This is a genomic window from Pseudomonas sp. JL27(2026) (genome assembly GCF_056933555.1).
In genome coordinates, this window is the sequence record NZ_CM167794.1 from 1,027,623 (window position 1) to 1,047,281 (window position 19,659).

Genomic DNA, 19,659 nt, shown 5'->3' on the forward strand with positions numbered 1-19,659 from the left:
TGCTGCATGGGCGCAGGGAGCGCCCTCCCGGTGGCATAACAGCCCAGCCGCTGTTACGCCACTGGGATGGATTTGTTTAAAGTCGAGGGTGGTTACACCCTCGATGTGTGTCCGGCGCCGTTTGCGACCGGGCATGAGTACCTTGATAAGGACTGACGTTTCCCATGTTGACCATCGCACTGTCCAAGGGCCGCATCCTTGACGACACCCTGCCGCTTCTGGCTGAAGCGGGCATCGTGCCGACCGAGAATCCGGACAAGAGCCGCAAGCTGATCATCCCCACGACCCAGGCCGATGTGCGCTTGCTGATCGTGCGCGCCACCGATGTGCCGACCTATGTCGAGCATGGTGCCGCTGACCTGGGCGTCGCCGGTAAAGATGTGCTGATGGAATACGGTGGCCAGGGCCTGTACGAGCCCCTGGACCTGCAAATTGCCCAGTGCAAGCTGATGACCGCCGGTAAAGTCGGTGCAGTCGAACCCAAGGGGCGTCTGCGCATCGCCACCAAGTTCGTCAATGTGGCCAAGCGTTATTACGCCGAGCAGGGTCGTCAGGTCGACATCATCAAGTTGTACGGCTCGATGGAACTGGCACCGCTGATCGGTCTGGCAGACAAGATCATCGACGTGGTCGACACCGGTAACACGCTGCGGGCCAACGGTCTGGAGCCACAGGATTTCATTGCTGCCATCAGTTCCCGACTGATCGTCAACAAAGCTTCGATGAAAATGCAGCACGCCCGTATCCAGGCACTGATCGACACCCTGCGCAAAGCAGTGGAGTCGCGACACCGCGGTTGATTCACTTGCGCGGCCTTGAGCCGCGCCCGTCTATCCGTGTCATAGCCAATTTTCTCAGGTGCCCGCGCGAATGGACTGGTAGCTTAGGGCGCCTGAGCATTTGCCAATCTAATGAGGCCCGCTATGACCGCTCCCACTTCCATTCGCCGACTCAACGCTGCTGACCCGGATTTCGCGCATCATCTGGATCATCTGCTGAGCTGGGAAAGTGTGTCTGACGACTCGGTCAATCAGCGGGTCCTGGACATCATCAAGGCAGTGCGCGAGCGTGGCGACGCGGCGGTGGTCGAGTTCACCCAGAAGTTCGACGGCCTGCAAGTGGCCTCGATGGCCGACCTCATCCTGCCCCGTGAGCGCCTCGAACTGGCCTTGACCCGGATCACCGCGCCTCAGCGCGAGGCACTGGAAAAAGCCGCCGCGCGCGTGCGCAGCTACCACGAAAAACAGAAACAGGACTCCTGGAGCTACACCGAAGCCGATGGCACGGTGCTTGGCCAGAAAGTCACGCCGCTGGACCGCGCCGGCCTGTATGTGCCGGGTGGCAAGGCGTCGTACCCGTCCTCGGTGCTGATGAATGCGATTCCGGCCAAGGTTGCCGGCGTGACCGAGGTGGTCATGGTGGTGCCGACGCCTCGCGGTGAAGTTAACGAACTGGTGCTGGCGGCCGCGTGCATTGCCGGTGTCGACCGGGTGTTCACCATCGGTGGCGCCCAGGCCGTGGCGGCGTTGGCCTATGGCACCGAAAGCGTGCCGAAAGTCGACAAGGTCGTCGGCCCCGGCAACATCTATGTCGCCACCGCCAAGCGACATGTGTTCGGTCAGGTCGGTATTGACATGATCGCAGGCCCCTCGGAAATCCTCGTGGTGTGCGACGGCCAGACTGATCCAGACTGGATCGCCATGGACCTGTTTTCCCAGGCCGAACACGACGAAGACGCCCAGGCGATTCTGGTCAGCCCCGACGCCGCGTTCCTCGACAAGGTGGCGGCGAGCATCGCCAAACTGCTGCCAACCATGGAGCGCGCGGAGATCATCGAAACCTCGATCAACGGCCGTGGTGCGTTGATTCAAGTGCGCGACATGCAACAAGCCATCGACGTGGCCAACCGCATTGCGCCGGAACACCTGGAGTTGTCCGTCGCGGATCCACAGGCCTGGTTGCCGCAGATCCGCCATGCCGGTGCGATCTTCATGGGGCGCCACACGTCCGAGGCGCTGGGCGATTATTGCGCCGGTCCCAACCATGTTCTGCCAACGTCCGGCACGGCGCGTTTCTCCTCACCGTTGGGGGTTTATGACTTCCAGAAACGTTCGTCGATCATCTTCTGCTCCGAGCAGGGTGCGTCGGAGCTGGGCAAGACTGCGTCCGTGCTGGCCCGTGGCGAGTCGCTGACCGCCCACGCCCGCAGCGCCGAATACCGCATCGTTGACGAAGACTTTCTTCAAGGGCAGGGGGAATGAGCATGAGTAAATTCTGGAGTCCGTTCGTCAAGGATCTGGTGCCGTATGTGCCGGGCGAGCAGCCGAAACTGGCAAAACTGGTCAAGCTCAACACCAACGAAAACCCTTACGGCCCATCGCCCAAGGCGCTGGCGGCGATGCAAACCGAACTCAACGACAACCTGCGTCTGTACCCGGACCCCAACAGCGACCTGCTCAAGCAGGCGGTGGCCCGTTATTACGGGGTGCAGGGCAACCAGGTGTTCCTCGGCAACGGGTCCGATGAAGTGCTTGCGCACATTTTTCACGGCTTGCTGCAACACGATAAGCCACTGCTGTTCCCGGACATCAGCTACAGCTTTTATCCGGTGTATTGCGGCTTGTACGGCATTTCATTCGACGCGGTGCCGCTGGATGATCAATTCCGGATTCGCGTTGCGGACTATGCCAAGCCAAACGGCGGGATCATTTTCCCTAACCCGAATGCGCCTACCGGTTGCCTGCTGACACTGGATGCCGTGGAGCAGATTCTCAAGGCCAGCCCGGACTCGGTGGTGGTGGTCGATGAAGCCTACATCGACTTCGGCGGCGAGACGGCGATCAGCCTGGTAGACCGTTACCCGAACCTGCTGGTGACCCAGACCTTGTCCAAGTCGCGCTCGCTGGCCGGTTTGCGCGTGGGGCTGGCGGTCGGTCATCCGGACCTGATCGAGGCGCTGGAGCGGATCAAGAACAGCTTCAACTCTTACCCGCTGGATCGCCTGGCCATCGTTGGCGCGGCGGCGGCGTTTGACGATCGCGAGTACTTTGAAAAGACCTGCCAGCGCGTGATCGACAGCCGAGAGCAGGTGGTCAAGCAGTTGCAGGCGAAAGGCTTTGAAGTGCTGCCATCGGCGGCGAATTTCATCTTCACTCGTCACCCGCAGCATGATGCGGCAGGCCTGGCGGCGAAGTTGCGCGAGCAAGGCGTGATCGTGCGGCACTTCAAACAGGAACGGATTGCCCAGTTCCTGCGGATTTCCATCGGTACGCCGGAACAGAATCAGGCATTGATCGACGGTTTGGGCGACCTCTGAAGCAGCCCTCACCCTAACCCTCTCCCAGAGGGAGAGGGGACTGACCGAGTTGCCTGTTCGCTATACGCCGACCTGGGAAATCCAGTCGAACTCAGGATTTGAAAAACAAAGAGATCGGCTCCCTCTCCCCTTTGGGGAGAGGGCTGGGGTGAGGGGTGGTTTTCAGGCTGGGCAAAGAAATTCCCGTCCACACTTACTCGTGATGCGGTTCACCCAGGAATGTCAGCGAACTGAACAACCCACGGGTCGCCACATCCGGGTTGTCCTTCACCGGCACTTCGACTTGCGCGGCAATCACGTTCAATCCCTCATTACGCACCAGCACTTGCGCTCGACCCTCAGCATCGGTTTCGGTGCTCAGTGTGTTCGGCGCGTTGCGATAGTCGCCAATCAACTTCACGCCCGCCGCTGGTTTGCCATCGAGCAGCACCCGCACCGGCAACGACTTGCCCGGGCCGACCGTCAGCGGGTCCACCTCCGGCAAGATCAGCAGTTTGATTTGATCAAGCGCAGGCAACTTCGCCCCCGGTTGATAAATCGCCAGGCTGTACTTGAAGGTCTGGGTCGACTCAATAGCCCCCGGTACTTTGCTGCGCCCCTGATTGACCCACTTCTTGTCCGCGGTCTGTGACCACATGCCGTTATCCAGCGCAACCGCCAGGACTGCCGGTGGTTTGAGCGGTTGCAGGCGAGCGTGATCCACCAAACGTTGCACGGTGACCGGAATCATCTTGCCGCTGATGTCATACGCCCAGGCACCGCTGATCTTCCGGGCTTTGTAGGCGTTGTCTTCGGCACCGTGGCCGTAAATGACTTCAATGTTGCCGCGACGATGCTCGGTCCACAGGCCATGGGCACTGACTTGAGCGGCGAACAGTGCGCTGAGCAGCCCCAGCAGGGCCAGTGATTTAGCGTGTTGCATGGTGACGTCCTTTTACAGGTTGAGTGTCAGGCTGACGGTGAAATTGCGCGGCTCACCGGGGTTTACCCAGTAGTTGCTGTAGGAGCGCTCGTAGTATTTCTCGTCGAAAAGGTTGTTCAGGTTCAGCCCCACGGTGACGGTGTCACTGGCCTTGTAATGGGCCAGCAGGTCGACGGTGTGGTAGGCCGGCAGCTCGAAATCACTGCCGGCTTCGCCCGAGCGATCTCCGACATAGGTGTAAGCCGCGCCGACATCCGAGCCCCGCAGGTGGCCATCCTGAAACTCATAAACACCCAGCAGGCTGGCGCTGTGCTTGGCCACGCCAAGTATCCGGCTGCCGGTGGGGATGGTCTTGTCACCTTGCGTGACCTCGGCGTCGATGTAGGCAAACGCACCGATGACGCGTACCGCGTCAGTCAGTTGCCCGCTCAGTTGCAGGTCGAATCCCTGGCTGCGGGCCTTGCCCATGGCGCGCCGGGTATCGGTGGCGAGGTCGAGGGCGAGGACGTTTTCTTTTTCGATATGGAAGGCGGCGAGGGTGCTGCTCAGGCGATCATCGAACCATTCACTCTTGATGCCGACCTCGTAACCCACGCCTTCTTCCGGATCGAAGGACTTACCGCTAGCGTCCAGGCCGTTGTTCGGCTTGAACGAGGTTGAGGCGTTGGCGAACAGCCCGTGTTGCGGCGTCAGTTGGTAGAGCAGGCCAGCGCGTTGGGTCAGCGCGTCGTGGTTCTGTCGGGTGCGGGCATTGAGGTTGTGATCGTCGATGGTTTGCTCGAAGTGCTCGAAGCGCGCACCCAGCATGCCGCGCAGCTTGTCGGTAAATACAATCTGGTCCTGAAGGTTCAGCGCCTGGCTTTGCACCTGTTCGAAAAAGTCCGGGCCCGAGCGTTTGCCGTCAGGTTTCGGCCGGCCGTAGATCGGGTGGTAAATGTCGATGGCATAAGGACCACCGGCAATCGCACTGACCCGCTCATTCTTGCGGAAATTCTCGTACTCACCGCCGATCAGCAGCTCATGTTGCCAACTGCCAAGGTCGAACAGGCCGCGCAGTTCAAGCTGGGTGATGCTGTCGTGCCAACGGGTATCGCGCTCGCGGTAGCGGCGGTTGACCGTGTGCTGATCCGCGTTGAGCGGGCGGGTTTCCGAGGCGTTGCCCCAGAGTTTGCCTTCCTTGTAGTGGCTGGCCAGGCGCAGTTTCCAGGCGTCGTTGAGGTGATGTTCGAGGGTCGCCTGAAGCAGGTTGTTGTGGTTGTCGATGTTGCCGTCGTTGGGCTCGCCCAGGAAGGTCGAGCGCGAGACGCCGCTCCAGGTGTTGTTCGGCGCCACGATGCCACGGTCGAACGTGGAGCTGTGGCGGACGATTTCGCTTTCCACCAACAGATGGGTGTCGGGATTGAGCTGCCAGCTGAGCGACGGTGCGACGAACACACGCTGGCTGTCGACATGATCGCGAAAGCTGTGGTTGTCCTCGACCGCCAGGTTGACCCGTGACAGCAGCTCGCCTTGGGTGTCGAGCGGGGTGTTGATGTCCAGTGCGGTGCGGTAGCGGTCCCAGCTACCGGCGCTGGTTTGCAGGGTGGTGAACGCCTCGGGCTGAGGTTTCTTGGTGACAATGTTCACCGTGCCGCCCGGATCGCCTCGCCCATAAAGGCTGGCGGCCGGGCCTTTGAGCACTTCGATGCGCTCGATGTTGGCGGCGTCCGGGGTGCTGGGGTAACCGCGGTTGGCGCTGAAACCGTCCTTGTAGAACTCTGAGGTGGTGAAGCCGCGCACGCTGTATTCATACAACGTCAGGCCGCCGAAATTGTTTTGCTTCGATACGCCACCGGCAAACTCCAGGGCGCGCTCGACGTTGCTGCTGCCCAGGTCCTTGAGCACGCTGGCGGGGATCACGCTGATGGATTGCGGGATGCCACGGATGGCGGTGTCGGTTTTGGTCGCGCTGGCAGATCGCGTGGCCCGATAGCCTTTCACCGGATCGCTGGCGGATTCGTAGCCGGAGGTGACGCTGATAGCGTCCAGTTCAAGGGGTTGGGGTTCTTCGGCGAAGACCGGATCCCCGAGCAGGCCCAGAGCCAGGCCTGCCAGAGACACCATTTTGCGAGACGGCATGAGATCGTTCCAATAGCGATATTGAAACAATATAACATGTCCAATGAGAATGTATGCCTTTAGCCCGGTATCACCCGGGCCAGTGCTTACTCTTCTTCTTTGACCGGTGCGGGCGGAGGACGCAGGCCGATTTCAGCGGTCAGTTTCAGCTCCTTGCCATTACGTATGACCTGAATGCTGACCTTGTCAGTCGGTTTGATCCGCGCCACCTGGTTCATCGAGCGCCGCCCGTCACCGGCCGGTTCGCCGTCGATGCTGAGAATCACGTCACCCAATTGCAGGCCGGCCTTTTGCGCCGGGCCGTCGCGGAAAATCCCCGCGACCACGATCCCCGGGCGCCCGGACAGGCCAAACGACTCGGCCAGTTCCTGGGTCAGCGGCTGCACTTCGATGCCGAGCCAGCCGCGAATCACCTGGCCATGTTCGATGATCGACTTCATCACTTCCATCGCCAGTTTGATCGGGATCGCAAACCCGATGCCTTGAGAGCCACCGGATTTGGAGAAAATAGCCGTGTTGATGCCGGTCAGGTTGCCGTTGGCGTCCACCAGCGCGCCACCAGAGTTGCCGGGGTTGATCGCGGCGTCGGTTTGAATGAAGTCTTCGTAGTTGTTCAGGCCCAGCTGGTTACGCCCGGTGGCGCTGATAATGCCCATGGTCACGGTCTGGCCGACGCCGAACGGGTTGCCGATGGCCAGCGCAACGTCGCCGACGCGGATGCTCTCGGAGCGCCCGACGGTGATCGACGGCAGGTTTTTCAGGTCGATTTTCAGTACCGCCAGGTCGGTTTCCGGGTCGCTGCCAATCACCCGGGCCAGGGTTTCCCGGCCATCCTTGAGGGCGACCACGATCTGGTCCGCGCCGGTGGTCACGTGGTTATTGGTCAGCAGGTAGCCTTCCGGGCTCATGATCACGCCTGAGCCGAGGCTCGATTCCATACGCTTTTGCTTGGGCAGGTTGTCACCGAAAAAACGCCGGAATTGCGGGTCCTCGAACAGTGGATGCGTGGTTTTGTTGACCACTTTGGTGGTGTAGAGATTGACCACCGCCGGCGCGGCGATGAGCACGGCATCGGCATAGGACACCGGCCCCTGCTGGGTCAAGGTGGTTTGCGGGGCTTGTTGCAGGTTCACATCAAGGCTTGGCAGCCCGACCCATTGCGGGTAACGCTGGATGATCAACAACGCGATAAGCACGCCGGCCAGCAGCGGCCAGCCAAAAAAACGCAGACCCTTGAGCATTGAGCAAATCCTGGGAGGTTACGGAGGGCCGAAGACGGCCCATAATGTGGCGCATTATACGAGGCCGCGCGCGCCTCTGAACGGGATATTTAGGAGTCTTTCATGGCCGTTGCCTTGAGTACGCTGGTTGAAGAAGCGGATCGTTACCTGGGCAGTTCGCGGATTGCCGACTATTGCCCCAACGGCTTGCAGGTCGAAGGCCGGCCGCAGGTGCTGCGTATCGTCAGCGGCGTGACCGCCAGCCAGGCACTGCTCGATGCTGCTGTCGAGGCCAAGGCCGATCTGGTGCTGGTGCACCACGGCTACTTCTGGAAAGGCGAGAGCCCCTGCGTCACCGGTATGAAGCAGCGTAGGCTCAAAACCCTGCTCAAGCACGACATCAGCCTGTTGGCCTACCACTTGCCGTTGGATCTGCACCCGGACGTGGGCAACAACGTGCAATTGGCCCGCCAACTGGACATCACCGTCGAAGGCCCGCTGGACCCGGACAACCCCAAAGTGGTGGGGCTGGTCGGTTCACTCGCCGAGCCGATGACACCCCGCGACTTCGCCCGCCATGTGCAGGACGTCATGGGCCGCGAGCCTTTGTTGATCGAGGGTAGCGAGATGATCCGCCGTGTCGGCTGGTGCACGGGCGGCGGTCAGGGCTACATCGATCAGGCGGTGTTGGCCGGAGTCGACCTGTACCTGAGCGGCGAAGCCAGCGAACAAACCTTCCACAGTGCTCGGGAAAACGACATCAGTTTCATTGCCGCCGGCCACCACGCCACCGAACGCTACGGCGTACAGGCATTGGGCGAATACCTGGCGCGACGGTTTGCCCTGGAGCACATCTTCATCGACTGCCCCAACCCAATTTGATAACCGAAAATCAACTGTGGGAGCGGGCTTGCTCGCGAAAGCGGCGGGTCAGTCAACATTACAGTTGAATGTGAGTCAGCATTCGCGAGCAAGCCCGCTCCCACAGGGGCCCGCGGCGCCCAAACGCGGCGGTATATTCATATGCCCTTTCGATCTAGTTGGCGTCCTGATTAGAAGAGGTCGCTGTGCTAGGATTCCTCGCTCGAACACGGCCCGCTGGCCGTTCATAAGAAAGCTTTCGTGAGTAGCCATGGTCGACAAACTGACGCATCTGAAACAGCTGGAGGCGGAAAGCATCCACATCATCCGCGAGGTGGCCGCCGAGTTCGACAACCCGGTGATGCTGTACTCCATCGGTAAAGACTCCGCCGTGATGCTGCACCTGGCACGCAAGGCATTCTTCCCCGGCAAGCTGCCGTTTCCGGTGATGCACGTCGACACTCAGTGGAAATTCCAGGAGATGTACAGCTTCCGCGACAAGATGGTCGCCGAGCTGGGCCTTGACCTGATTACCCACGTCAACCCGGACGGCGTGGCGCAAGGGATCAACCCCTTCACCCACGGCAGTGCCAAGCACACCGACATCATGAAGACCGAAGGCCTGAAACAGGCATTGGACAAGTACGGTTTCGATGCGGCCTTCGGTGGTGCGCGCCGCGATGAAGAGAAATCCCGCGCCAAAGAGCGCGTGTACTCGTTCCGCGACAGCAAGCACCGCTGGGACCCGAAAAACCAGCGTCCTGAGCTGTGGAACGTCTATAACGGCAAGGTCAACAAGGGCGAGTCGATCCGCGTATTCCCGCTGTCGAACTGGACCGAACTGGACATCTGGCAGTACATCTACCTGGAAGGCATTCCGATCGTTCCGTTGTACTTCGCCGCCGAGCGCGACGTCATCGAGAAGAACGGCACGCTGATCATGATCGACGACGAGCGCATCCTCGAGCACCTGAGCGATGAAGACAAAGCCCGCATCGTCAAAAAGAAAGTGCGTTTCCGTACCCTTGGTTGCTACCCGTTGACGGGCGCGGTGGAGTCCGAGGCCGAAAGCCTCACGGACATCATTCAGGAAATGCTCCTGACGCGAACTTCCGAGCGCCAGGGCCGGGTCATCGATCACGATGGCGCAGGCTCCATGGAAGACAAAAAACGTCAGGGTTATTTCTAAGGGGTTGTCATGTCGCACCAATCTGATTTGATCAGCGAGGACATCCTCGCCTACCTGGGCCAGCACGAACGTAAAGAGCTGCTGCGCTTTTTGACCTGCGGTAACGTCGACGACGGCAAGAGCACCCTGATCGGGCGCCTGCTGCACGACTCCAAGATGATCTACGAAGACCATCTGGAAGCCATTACCCGCGACTCGAAAAAAGTCGGCACCACCGGTGACGACATTGACCTGGCGTTGCTGGTCGACGGCTTGCAGGCCGAACGCGAACAAGGCATCACCATCGATGTCGCGTACCGCTATTTTTCCACCGCCAAGCGCAAATTCATCATCGCCGACACACCGGGCCATGAGCAGTACACCCGCAACATGGCCACTGGTGCGTCCACCTGTGACCTGGCGATCATTCTGGTCGATGCCCGTTACGGCGTGCAGACCCAGACCCGTCGCCACAGCTTCATTGCCTCGTTGCTGGGCATCAAGCACATCGTCGTCGCCATCAACAAGATGGACCTCAAGGACTTCGATCAGGGCGTGTTCGAGTCGATCAAGGCCGATTACCTGAAGTTCGCTGAAGGCCTGAAGATGAAGGCCACCAGCATGCACTTCGTGCCGATGTCGGCGCTCAAGGGCGACAACGTGGTGAACAAGTCCGAGCGCTCGCCGTGGTACACCGGCCAGTCGCTGATGGAAATTCTCGAGACCGTGGAAGTGGCGGGCGACCGTAACTTCACCGACTTGCGCTTCCCGGTGCAGTACGTGAACCGGCCGAACCTGAACTTCCGCGGTTTCGCAGGCACCTTGGCCAGCGGTATCGTCAAGAAGGGCGATGAGGTCGTGGTACTGCCGTCGGGCAAGAGCAGCCGCGTGAAATCCATCGTCACCTTCGAAGGTGAACTGGAGCACGCAGGTCCGGGTCAGGCCGTCACGCTGACCATGGAAGACGAAATCGACATCTCCCGCGGTGACCTGCTGGTACACGCCGACAGCGTGCCACCGGTCACCGACAGCTTTGAAGCGATGCTGGTGTGGATGGCTGAAGAGCCGATGCTGCCGGGCAAGAAGTACGACATCAAACGCGCCACCAGTTATGTGCCGGGCTCCATCGCCAGCATCGTCAACAAGGTCGACGTGAACACTCTGGAAGAAGGCCCGGCCAGTGCTTTGCAACTGAACGAGATCGGCAAGGTCAAGATCAGTCTCGACGCGCCGATTGCCCTCGACGGTTATGAAAGCAACCGCACCACGGGCGCCTTTATCATCATCGACCGCTTGACCAACGGCACCGTCGGCGCCGGCATGATCGTCGCCCAGCCATTGGCTCATGGCAGCGCCACGCACCACGGCAAGTTGGCCCATGTAGCGACCGAGGAGCGTGCCCAGCGCTTCGGCCAGCAACCGGCTACCGTGCTGTTCAGCGGTTTGTCGGGCGCAGGCAAAAGCACATTGGCCTATGCGGTCGAACGCAAACTGTTCGACATGGGCCGTGCGGTGTTTGTGCTCGATGGCCAGAACCTGCGTCATGACCTGAACAAAGGTCTGCCACAGGATCGCGCCGGGCGTACCGAGAACTGGCGCCGTGCAGCTCACGTTGCACGTCAGTTCAACGAAGCCGGTTTGCTGACCCTGGCAGCGTTCGTTGCGCCGGACGCCGAAGGCCGCGAGCAGGCCAAGGCGTTGATCGGCGGCGAGCGTTTGTTGACCGTTTATGTGCAGGCGTCGCCGATGGTCTGCGCTGCGCGTGATCCGCAAGGGTTGTACGCTGCGGGTGGCGACAATATCCCGGGTGATTCCTTCCCGTATGACGTGCCGCTGGACGCAGACCTGGTGGTCGACACCCAGACGCTGTCGCTGGATGAAAGCGTCAAGCAAGTGCTGGACCTGCTGCGTAAACGTGGCGCGATCTAAGGCAAAAGCAGCGACAAGCTTCTAGCTTCAAGCTGCAAGAAAAAGCCCGCAGATGAGCAATCACCTGCGGGCTTTTTCATGTGCAATGATATTCAAGTGTGGGAGCGGGCTTGCTCGCGAAAGCGGTGTTTCAGTCGACATCAATGTTGAATGTCAGTCCGCCTTCGCGAGCAAGCCCGCTCCCACAGGGGATCAGCGTCGATTCGGGAATTCACGGTGCATCTGCGCAAGCAGCGCATCCTTGTCTTCCCACAACTGGTTGATCCAGCCCTGGAACTGGAGGCGGTACTCGCCGTCCTGGTCGTAGTTCTTGCCGATGAATTGCGGCGGGATGCCCAGCGCTTCGAAATGCACCACCACCTCCCGTACGTTGCCGCACAGCAGGTCCCAATAACCCGGACGACCGCCCGGATAGTGAATGGTCACGTTGACGAGGGCCTCCAGTTGCTCGCCCATGGCATCGAGCACGAACGCAATGCCACCGGCCTTGGGCTTGAGCAAGTAACGGAACGGTGATTGCTGTTGCGCGTGCTTGGCCTCGGTAAAACGCGTGCCCTCGGCGAAGTTGAAAATGCCGACCGGGTTGCTGCGAAACTTCTCGCAGGTCTTGCGGGTGGTTTCCAGGTCTTTGCCTTTCTTCTCCGGGTGTTTTTCCAGATACGCCTTGGAATAGCGTTTCATGAACGGGAAGCCCAGTGCCCACCAGGCCAGGCCGATCACCGGCACCCAGATCAGTTCCTGCTTGAGGAAAAATTTCAGCGGGCGAATCCGACGATTGAGCACGTATTGCAACACCATGATGTCGACCCAGCTCTGGTGGTTGCTGGTGACCAGGTAGGAGTGCTGATAGTCCAGGCCCTCAAGGCCTGTGAGGTGCCAGCGGGTGCGGCACACCAGTTTCATCCAGGCGTTGTTGTTGCTGATCCAGGCCTCGTGGGTATGGTTCATCAGCCAATGGGTGAAGCGCTGGGTGAGGGCGAATGGCAGCGCCTTGAAGATCGCCACGCAGAACAGAAACGAGCACAGCAAAATAGTGTTCAGCGCCAACAACAGCGAGGCGATCACGCCTCGCAGGGGGGCAGGTAGAAAATCCAGCATTTAGACATCCATAGGTCGGTTGGCGGCTTGAATCGCGGTCAGGGCGATGGTGTAGACGATGTCGTCGACTTGAGCGCCGCGTGGCAGATCATTCACCGGTTTGCGCAGGCCTTGCAGCATCGGCCCAAGGCTCACGCAGTCGGCACTGCGTTGCACGGCTTTGTGGGTGGTGTTGCCGGTGTTCAGGTCCGGGAACACAAACACGGTGGCCTTGCCGGCGACCAGGCTGTTGGGCGCCAGTTGCCGGGCGACGCTTTCGTTGGCGGCGGCGTCGTATTGCAACGGGCCGTCGATCAGCAGCGAGTTCTGCGCTTCGTGGGCCAGTAACGTGGCTTCGCGAACTTTTTCGACTTCTTCGCCACTGTCCGATTCACCGCTGGAGTAGCTGATCATCGCCACACGCGGGGTGATGCCGAAGGCTTGCGCCGAGTCCGCGCTTTGCAGGGCGATTTCCGCCAGCTCGGTGGCGCTTGGGTGAGGGTTCATCACACAGTCACCGTAGATCAGAACCTGATCCGGGAACAGCATGAAGAACACCGACGACACCAGCGTGCAGCCAGGGGCGGTCTTGATCAGTTGCAGGGCCGGGCGGATGGTCGTGGCGGTGGTGTTGATGACGCCGGACACCAACCCGTCGACTTCGTCCAGGGCCAGCATCATCGTGCCGATCACCACGGTGTCTTCCAGTTGCTGCTCGGCCATCGGCGCATTGAGGCTTTTGCTTTTGCGCAGCGCCACCATGGGCTCGACGTAGCGCTCGCGGATCAGGTCCGGGTCAAGAATCTCCAGGCCTTCGGGCAACTCGATGCCCTGGGCGCGTGCCACCGCTTGCACTTCTTCAGGCTTGGCCAGCAACACGCAACGGGCGATGCCGCGCGCCTGGCAGATGGCGGCGGCCTGCACGGTCAACGGTTCGCTGCCTTCGGGCAGGACGATGCGCTTGTTGGCCTGTTGGGCACGTTGAATCAATTGATAGCGGAAGACCGCAGGCGTCAGGCGCATCTCTCGTGGCGTACCGCAACGCTGGTGCAGCCAGCGGGCGTCGAGGTGGCTGGCGACGAAGTCGGTGATGATCTCCGCGCGCTCACGGTCATCGATCGGGATCTCCTTGTTCAAACCGTTCAACTGGTTGGCGGTGTCGTAGGAGCCGGTGCTCACCGACAACACCGGCAGGCCGGCCTGAAAGGCGCCACGGCACAGGTCCATGATGCGCGGGTCGGGCAGGGTGTCGCTGGTCAAAAGCAACCCGGCCAATGGTACGCCATTGATGGCGGCCAGGCTGACGGCGAGGATGATGTCGTCGCGATCACCAGGGGTCACCACCAGCACGCCGGGTTTGAGCAACTCCACGGTGTTGCGCATGGTGCGGGCGCAAATGATGATTTTGGTCATGCGCCGGGTTTCGTAGTCACCGGCATTGAGCACCTGCGCGCCCATCAGGTCGGCGACGTCGCGGGTGCGCGGGGCGTTCAGTTCAGGCTGGAACGGAATGCAGCCCAGCAGCCGGAAATCGCCACTGCGCAGCAACGGCGAGTGCTCTTTCAGGCGCGCGGCGAAGGCCTCCATGCTTTCGTCGGTTTTGACCTTGTTGAGGATCACGCCGAGGACTTTCGGATCCTTCGGGCCACCGAACAATTGCGCCTGCAACTCGACCCGACCGGACAGCTCGGTGAGCACTTCGTTTTCCGGTGCCGACACCAGAATCACTTCGGCATCCAGGCTCTTGGCCAAGTGCAGGTTGACCCGTGCGGCGTAGCTCGCGCTGCGGGTCGGGACCATGCCTTCGACCACCAGCACGTCTTTGCCGATGGCGGCTTGCTGATAGAGGGTGATGATTTCTTCCAGCAACTCGTCCAGCTGACCGTCGCCAAGCATCCGCTCGACGTGGGCCAGGCCCAGTGGTTGAGGCGGCTTGAGGCCGTGGGTGCGGGCCACCAGTTCGGTGGAACGCTCGGGCCCAGTGTCGCCGGGGTGCGGCTGGGCAATCGGTTTGAAGAAGCCGACTTTCAGCCCGGCCCGCTCCAGCGTGCGTACCAGCCCGAGGCTGATGGAGGTCAGACCCACACCAAAATCGGTGGGTGCGATAAAGAAAGTTTGCATGCGGATTCTCTAGAGGTGCATGGCAACGGTTTTGGCCTATGGCTGGCCTTCAACCGGATATCAGGCCCCAAGGTTATCGCTAACCGAGCCTTGAGCGCACCAACCACAGTCAAAGGGCTGGCCTATTTTTTCAATACGCCTGGCAGGGTCCAGCACCCAGGCCCGCAATTGCCATGGCGGCTGGTGGCGCAGGTGCTGGGTATGGCCACAGGACAGCTCGGCCACCCAGTGTCCTTCCTCGTCCTGATGGAAACCGGTGATCGTGGAGCCTGACGAAGCGGGCCGTTTGTCCGGGTTCCGTTCGCTTTCGGGCGATTGCTTCGCTAAACTTGCCCATTCTTCATTCTTATGCAAAAGGTCTCGCCCCATGCTGATCGCCGCCAACAAGGCTGTCTCCATCGACTATACCCTGACCAACGACGCTGGTGAGGTCATCGACAGCTCCGCCGGCGGCGCGCCGCTGGTCTACCTGCAAGGCGCAGGTAACATCATTCCGGGCCTGGAGAAGGCTCTGGAAGGCAAAGCCGTTGGTGATGAACTGACTGTCGCCGTTGAACCTGAAGATGCCTACGGCGAATACGCTGCCGAACTGGTCAGCACCCTGAGCCGCAGCATGTTCGAAGGTGTCGATGAACTGGAAGTGGGCATGCAGTTCCACGCTTCCGCGCCGGACGGCCAAATGCAGATCGTGACCATCCGTGATCTGGACGGCGACGACGTCACCGTTGATGGCAACCACCCGTTGGCCGGCCAGCGCCTGAATTTCCAGGTCAAGATCATCGACATCCGTGACGCCAGCGAAGAAGAAGTCGCTCATGGTCACGTCCATGGCGAAGGTGGTCATCACCACTGATTTTCTGCGCTAAGCTTTCGAGAACTGGAGAGGCGCCTGAGGGCGCCTTTTTAGTCCGCGGCTGTCCTTGGCGACATCGCCAAGTGGCTGTTTCGAGAAGAACACGGGAAATTTGGAGTTCGTCATGAGTGCTTTTCACGACCTTAATCTGAAGACTTTGGATGGCCAGGACCTGCCTCTCGCGCCTTTCAAAGGGCACGTCGTGCTGGTGGTCAACGTCGCCTCCAAGTGTGGTCTGACCCCGCAATATGCGGCGCTGGAAAACCTTTACCAGCAATTCAAAGGTAAAGGCTTCAGTGTACTGGGCTTGCCGTGCAACCAGTTTGCCGGGCAAGAGCCAGGCACTGAAGAAGAAATCAAAGCGTTCTGCAGCCTCAACTATGGCGTGACCTTTCCGTTGTCCAGCAAGCTGGAAGTCAACGGTCATGATCGCCATCAGCTGTACCGTCTGCTGGCGGGTGAGGGCGCGGAGTTCCCGGGGGACATCACCTGGAACTTCGAGAAGTTCCTGCTCGGCAAGGACGGTCGCGTCCTGGCGCGTTTCTCGCCACGCACCGCCCCAGATGATCCGACGGTGGTTCAGGCAATCGAAAAAGCCCTGGCCTGACGTTTGAATCATCGCCGCCCTTGCAACTGGCAAGGGCGGCGATTTTTTTCCTGCCCCCAGACACTTTTAGCGCTTGATCACTGCTATCAATAGTGCTGTGCACGGTCTTGCGCACTCCATATTATCGTCGTCATAAATCTTGCGCGCCGTGGAGTTCCGTATGCCTGTCAAAGCCTTGTTCAAACCGTTTCATCTCGGGTCCCTCGAGCTGCCGAGCCGTGTGGTGATGGCGCCGATGACCCGTTCTTTTTCCCCCGGTGGCGTGCCGAATTCGAAGGTGATCGAGTACTACCGTCGCCGTGCCGCCGGCGGCGTCGGGTTGATCGTCACCGAGGGCACCACCGTTGGCCACAAGGCGTCCAATGGCTACCCGAACGTTCCGCATTTCTACGGTGAGGCCGCGCTGGCCGGCTGGAAAAAAGTCGTCGATGCGGTGCATGCCGAGGGCGGCAAGATCGTTCCGCAGCTGTGGCACGTCGGCAGTGTGCGACGCATTGGCACCGAGCCGGACGCCAGTGTGCCGGGCTACGGGCCGATGGAAAAACTCAAGGACGGCAAGGTCGTGGTCCATGGCATGACCCACCAGGACATCCAGGACGTGATCGGTGCTTTTGCCCAAGCTGCCAAAGATGCCCAAGCCATCGGCATGGATGGTGTGGAAATCCACGGTGCCCACGGTTATTTGCTCGACCAGTTTTTTTGGGAAGGCAGCAATCAGCGCACGGACGAGTATGGCGGCAGCCTGGCCAACCGCTCACGTTTCAGTGTCGAGTTGATTCAGGCTGTGCGAGCGGCAGTGGGGGCGGATTTCCCGATCATCTTCCGGTTCTCGCAATGGAAGCAGCAGGACTACACCGCGCGCCTGGTGCAAACACCGGAGGCGCTGGCGGAGTTTCTCAAGCCGTTGGTGGAGGCGGGTGTGGATATTTTCCATTGCTCGACGCGGCGTTTCTGGGAGCCTGAGTTCGAGGGCAGCGAACTGAACCTGGCAGGCTGGACCCGCAAACTCACCGGCAAACCGACCATCACTGTGGGTAGCGTGGGCCTGGACGGCGAGTTCTTGCAGTTCATGGTCAACACCGACAAGGTCGCGCAGCCAGCGAGCCTGGAAAAGTTGCTGGAGCGACTGAACAACGAAGAGTTCGACCTGGTGGCGGTCGGCCGTGCACTGCTGGTGGACCCGGACTGGGCGCACAAAGTCCGCGAAGGCCGCGAGGAAGATATCCTGCCGTTCAGCCGTGAGGCGTTGATGACGCTGGTTTAAGCTGCGACTGGCTTTTTCGCCGGCAGGCTCGCTCCCACATTCGATCGCGTTGTTTGATAGTGCTCGGTCACCTGTGGGAGCGAGCCTGCTCGCGAAGACGGACTCAAGAGCACCCAAGACTCAGGGCAAGGTCGGTGCATTCGGCACCACCAACTCCCCCACACATGCTCCACGCAAATGACACTCAAACTGCTCAATGACCGCCGGCCAGCCCTGACGACTTGCATGCTGCCGCGCATTCAGCCGCACGGAACGCAACGTTTCATCCTCCTCCAGCAACCACCCCGCCGCGTCGCAAAACGCCTGTTCATCGCCGGGCATCGCCAGCACCCCGTTGTAGCCGTGGCGAATATGTTGCGCCGCCGCTGCCTGATCGTAAGCCACCACACCAAGCCCTGAGGCCAGCGCTTCGAGCACCACGTTGCCGAAGGTTTCGGTCAGGCTCGGAAACAGAAACACGTCCCCCGACGCGTAGTGCGCCGCCAGTGCTTCACCGCGCTGCGGGCCGCAGAAAATCGCTTCGGGCAACTCGTTTTCCAGTGCCGTACGTTGAGGACCATCGCCGACGACGATCAGTTTCAGATTGCGCTGTGGATAAGTGCTGCGCAGTTTGTCGAAGCAGCGCTTGAGCAAGCCGAGGTTTTTCTCCGGGGCCAGCCGTCCTACGTGGATCACGGCAATGTCGCGCTCGCTCAGTCCCCATTGCTCACGCAAGGCGTTCAGCCGTTTGGCGGGATGAAACAACTGGCTGTCCACGCCTCGGGACAACAACGCCAAACGCTCGAAATGCCGACGCTCGAGTTCCAGGCGCTGGCTGACGCTTGGCACCAGCGTCAGTGCCGAACGATTGTGAAACCAACGCAGATAATGCGTGAGCATCCGGGTCAGCAAACCGAGCCCGTACTGGCTGGAGTACTGCTGGAAATTGGTATGAAAACCGCTGACCACCGAGATGCCCAGTCGACGTGCCGCGCGCAGCGCCGACAACCCCAAGGGACCTTCGGTGGCGATGTAGAGCACGTCCGGGCGTTGGCGTTTCCAGCGCCGCAGCAGTTTGTGCATTGACGACTGCCCCCATTGCAGCCCCGGATACCCCGGCAGCGGCCAGCCACGGCAGAGTAGCAACTGGTCGTCACTGCGGCGGCTCTGGTCGTCGCCCTGACGTGGGCGCACCAGTTCCACCTGATGCCCACGCGCGCGCAAGCCCTCGCACAACCGGCCAAGGGTATTGGCCACGCCGTTGATTTCCGGAGGGAAGGTTTCGGTGATCAGGGTGATATGCAGAGCTGTCGTCATGGCCTCAGTGTCGGCTGAGGCCATGTCGTCATTGTGACGGTGGGATGATGGATTTGTGACGAGGTCAGCCTTGATTGCCCCCCAATTTCTCGGCACCACGCTCACGCACCCAGAACAACGTTGCACCCGCCACCGCCGCCGGCATCATCAGGATGTTGACCACCGGAATCAGCAGCGCCAGATAAACGATCCCGCCAAAGCTCATGCTCTGCCAGCGCTTCTCGCGCAGCCAGGCGAGCATCTCGTTCCAGCCCAGTTTGTGGTTGTCGGCCGGGTAGTCGATGTACTGGATGGCCATCATCCACACACCAAAAATCAACCACAGCGGCGCGGCGATCAGGTTGACCACCGGAATGAACGACAGCACAAACAGCGCCAGGGCCCGGGGCAGGAAATAACCGAGCTTGCGCATCTCGCGCGCCAGGGTGCGCGGGACCATGGCGACCAGTTCGCCCCAACTGAAGGACGGGAAATCGTCGGTGCCGCGCACCACCACTTCGACCTTCTCTGCCAGAAACCCGTTGAACGGCGCGGCGATGATGTTGGCGAGCAGGGTGAAGCTGAAAAACACCATCAACGCCACCAGCACCACGAACAGCGGCCACAACAAATAGTTGAGAAAACTCAGCCAGCTCGGCAGTGAAGGCATCAGTGTGTCGACCCACAGGCTGAACTGATGGCCTGCCAGGTAGATCAATCCGACGAACAGCACCAGGTTGATTGCCAGTGGCAACAGCACAAACAAACGCAGGCCGGGACTCAAGACCAGTTTGAGGCCCTGGAGCAGGTATTGCGGGCCAGAGAGAGCGGGTGCGGGCATAACGGGTTCCTTGCGGTGAGAAAACTCGCCGACCTTATCGGCTTTGCCGGATGGGCGAAAGCCCGGTAATGACGTCGACATTAACTG

General features: G+C 60.5%; 17 protein-coding genes. 9 read left to right on the forward strand and 8 right to left on the reverse strand.

What is annotated here, in order from left to right; genetic code table 11:
• Positions 1-164 precede the first annotated feature (164 nt).
• From hisG to hisC, 3 genes are all read left to right on the forward strand, one after another.
• A complete protein-coding gene (hisG, locus tag AC1Z1G_RS04650) occupies positions 165-800 on the forward strand; it encodes an ATP phosphoribosyltransferase (RefSeq protein ID WP_007941260.1) in 636 nt (211 codons plus the stop codon).
• A 123-nt stretch (positions 801-923) separates the two neighbouring features.
• Entirely contained in the window at positions 924-2,261 is a 1,338-nt protein-coding gene (hisD, locus tag AC1Z1G_RS04655) for a histidinol dehydrogenase (RefSeq protein ID WP_483625250.1), read from the forward strand.
• A 2-nt stretch (positions 2,262-2,263) separates the two neighbouring features.
• Positions 2,264-3,316, forward strand: a complete 1,053-nt coding sequence (gene hisC / locus AC1Z1G_RS04660; protein WP_483625252.1) for a histidinol-phosphate transaminase — start codon at positions 2,264-2,266, stop codon at positions 3,314-3,316.
• Positions 3,317-3,509: 193 nt separating this feature from the next.
• On the opposite strand, the gene AC1Z1G_RS04665 is transcribed toward hisC, so the two are convergent.
• From AC1Z1G_RS04665 to algW, 3 genes are all read right to left on the reverse strand, one after another.
• Entirely contained in the window at positions 3,510-4,238 is a 729-nt protein-coding gene (locus tag AC1Z1G_RS04665; RefSeq protein WP_483625254.1) for a DUF4198 domain-containing protein, read from the reverse strand.
• 12 nt (positions 4,239-4,250) lie between these two features.
• Positions 4,251-6,356 (reverse strand): TonB-dependent siderophore receptor, encoded by a 2,106-nt coding sequence (locus AC1Z1G_RS04670; protein WP_483625256.1) that lies wholly within the window; start codon positions 6,354-6,356, stop codon positions 4,251-4,253.
• An 86-nt stretch (positions 6,357-6,442) separates the two neighbouring features.
• Complete coding sequence (gene algW / locus AC1Z1G_RS04675; RefSeq protein WP_483625258.1) at positions 6,443-7,597, reverse strand: Do family serine endopeptidase AlgW; 1,155 nt, start codon at positions 7,595-7,597, stop codon at positions 6,443-6,445.
• A 102-nt stretch (positions 7,598-7,699) separates the two neighbouring features.
• On the opposite strand from algW, the gene AC1Z1G_RS04680 reads away from it, so the two are divergent.
• The 3 genes from AC1Z1G_RS04680 (at position 7,700) to cysN (ending at position 11,534) form a co-directional block, all read left to right on the forward strand.
• Entirely contained in the window at positions 7,700-8,458 is a 759-nt protein-coding gene (locus tag AC1Z1G_RS04680; RefSeq protein ID WP_483625260.1) for a Nif3-like dinuclear metal center hexameric protein, read from the forward strand.
• Between the two features lie 250 nt (positions 8,459-8,708).
• On the forward strand, positions 8,709-9,626 hold the full coding sequence (cysD, locus tag AC1Z1G_RS04685; protein ID WP_347904139.1) for a sulfate adenylyltransferase subunit CysD: 918 nt from the start codon (positions 8,709-8,711) through the stop codon (positions 9,624-9,626).
• Between the two features lie 9 nt (positions 9,627-9,635).
• Entirely contained in the window at positions 9,636-11,534 is a 1,899-nt protein-coding gene (gene cysN, locus AC1Z1G_RS04690; RefSeq protein WP_483625262.1) for a sulfate adenylyltransferase subunit CysN, read from the forward strand.
• Positions 11,535-11,726: 192 nt separating this feature from the next.
• Here cysN and AC1Z1G_RS04695 read toward each other — a convergent pair whose 3' ends face one another.
• From AC1Z1G_RS04695 to AC1Z1G_RS04705, 3 genes are read right to left on the reverse strand one after another with little or no spacing between them, the layout of a single operon-like run.
• A complete protein-coding gene (locus AC1Z1G_RS04695) occupies positions 11,727-12,632 on the reverse strand; it encodes an acyltransferase (RefSeq protein WP_483625264.1) in 906 nt (301 codons plus the stop codon).
• Positions 12,633-14,732 (reverse strand): phosphate acetyltransferase, encoded by a 2,100-nt coding sequence (gene pta, locus AC1Z1G_RS04700; protein WP_483625266.1) that lies wholly within the window; start codon positions 14,730-14,732, stop codon positions 12,633-12,635.
• 60 nt (positions 14,733-14,792) lie between these two features.
• On the reverse strand, positions 14,793-15,131 hold the full coding sequence (locus AC1Z1G_RS04705) for a DUF3565 domain-containing protein (RefSeq protein ID WP_483625268.1): 339 nt from the start codon (positions 15,129-15,131) through the stop codon (positions 14,793-14,795).
• Here AC1Z1G_RS04705 and AC1Z1G_RS04710 point away from each other — a divergent pair.
• The 3 genes from AC1Z1G_RS04710 to AC1Z1G_RS04720 all read left to right on the forward strand — a co-directional run bounded on the left by AC1Z1G_RS04710 (position 15,100) and on the right by AC1Z1G_RS04720 (position 17,456).
• Positions 15,100-15,585 (forward strand): FKBP-type peptidyl-prolyl cis-trans isomerase, encoded by a 486-nt coding sequence (locus tag AC1Z1G_RS04710; protein ID WP_095169371.1) that lies wholly within the window; start codon positions 15,100-15,102, stop codon positions 15,583-15,585. The two genes, AC1Z1G_RS04705 and AC1Z1G_RS04710, sit on opposite strands and share 32 nt — an antisense overlap.
• A 124-nt stretch (positions 15,586-15,709) precedes the next feature.
• Positions 15,710-16,192, forward strand: a complete 483-nt coding sequence (locus tag AC1Z1G_RS04715) for a glutathione peroxidase (protein WP_483625270.1) — start codon at positions 15,710-15,712, stop codon at positions 16,190-16,192.
• A gap of 160 nt (positions 16,193-16,352) precedes the next feature.
• Positions 16,353-17,456 (forward strand): NADH:flavin oxidoreductase, encoded by a 1,104-nt coding sequence (locus AC1Z1G_RS04720; RefSeq protein WP_483625272.1) that lies wholly within the window; start codon positions 16,353-16,355, stop codon positions 17,454-17,456.
• 120 nt (positions 17,457-17,576) lie between these two features.
• Here AC1Z1G_RS04720 and AC1Z1G_RS04725 read toward each other — a convergent pair whose 3' ends face one another.
• Both AC1Z1G_RS04725 and cysZ read right to left on the reverse strand, forming a co-directional pair.
• A complete protein-coding gene (locus AC1Z1G_RS04725) occupies positions 17,577-18,776 on the reverse strand; it encodes a glycosyltransferase family 4 protein (protein ID WP_483625273.1) in 1,200 nt (399 codons plus the stop codon).
• Between the two features lie 40 nt (positions 18,777-18,816).
• The gene (gene cysZ / locus AC1Z1G_RS04730; protein ID WP_483625275.1) at positions 18,817-19,572 is read right to left on the reverse strand and encodes a sulfate transporter CysZ; all 756 of its coding nucleotides are present in this window, start codon (positions 19,570-19,572) and stop codon (positions 18,817-18,819) included.
• Positions 19,573-19,659: the final 87 nt, after the last annotated feature.

Coding starts and splice junctions, on each gene's coding strand:
- pta (WP_483625266.1), bottom strand. CDS start 14,732: ATGCAAACTTTCTTTATCGCACCCACCGATTTTGGTGTGGGTCTGACC.
- AC1Z1G_RS04670 (WP_483625256.1), bottom strand. CDS start 6,356: ATGCCGTCTCGCAAAATGGTGTCTCTGGCAGGCCTGGCTCTGGGCCTG.
- hisD (WP_483625250.1), top strand. CDS start 924: ATGACCGCTCCCACTTCCATTCGCCGACTCAACGCTGCTGACCCGGAT.
- AC1Z1G_RS04720 (WP_483625272.1), top strand. CDS start 16,353: ATGCCTGTCAAAGCCTTGTTCAAACCGTTTCATCTCGGGTCCCTCGAG.
- hisC (WP_483625252.1), top strand. CDS start 2,264: ATGAGTAAATTCTGGAGTCCGTTCGTCAAGGATCTGGTGCCGTATGTG.
- algW (WP_483625258.1), bottom strand. CDS start 7,597: ATGCTCAAGGGTCTGCGTTTTTTTGGCTGGCCGCTGCTGGCCGGCGTG.
- cysZ (WP_483625275.1), bottom strand. CDS start 19,572: ATGCCCGCACCCGCTCTCTCTGGCCCGCAATACCTGCTCCAGGGCCTC.
- AC1Z1G_RS04705 (WP_483625268.1), bottom strand. CDS start 15,131: ATGGAGACAGCCTTGTTGGCGGCGATCAGCATGGGGCGAGACCTTTTG.
- AC1Z1G_RS04680 (WP_483625260.1), top strand. CDS start 7,700: ATGGCCGTTGCCTTGAGTACGCTGGTTGAAGAAGCGGATCGTTACCTG.
- AC1Z1G_RS04710 (WP_095169371.1), top strand. CDS start 15,100: ATGCTGATCGCCGCCAACAAGGCTGTCTCCATCGACTATACCCTGACC.
- AC1Z1G_RS04665 (WP_483625254.1), bottom strand. CDS start 4,238: ATGCAACACGCTAAATCACTGGCCCTGCTGGGGCTGCTCAGCGCACTG.
- AC1Z1G_RS04725 (WP_483625273.1), bottom strand. CDS start 18,776: ATGGCCTCAGCCGACACTGAGGCCATGACGACAGCTCTGCATATCACC.
- cysD (WP_347904139.1), top strand. CDS start 8,709: ATGGTCGACAAACTGACGCATCTGAAACAGCTGGAGGCGGAAAGCATC.
- AC1Z1G_RS04695 (WP_483625264.1), bottom strand. CDS start 12,632: ATGCTGGATTTTCTACCTGCCCCCCTGCGAGGCGTGATCGCCTCGCTG.
- hisG (WP_007941260.1), top strand. CDS start 165: ATGTTGACCATCGCACTGTCCAAGGGCCGCATCCTTGACGACACCCTG.
- cysN (WP_483625262.1), top strand. CDS start 9,636: ATGTCGCACCAATCTGATTTGATCAGCGAGGACATCCTCGCCTACCTG.
- AC1Z1G_RS04715 (WP_483625270.1), top strand. CDS start 15,710: ATGAGTGCTTTTCACGACCTTAATCTGAAGACTTTGGATGGCCAGGAC.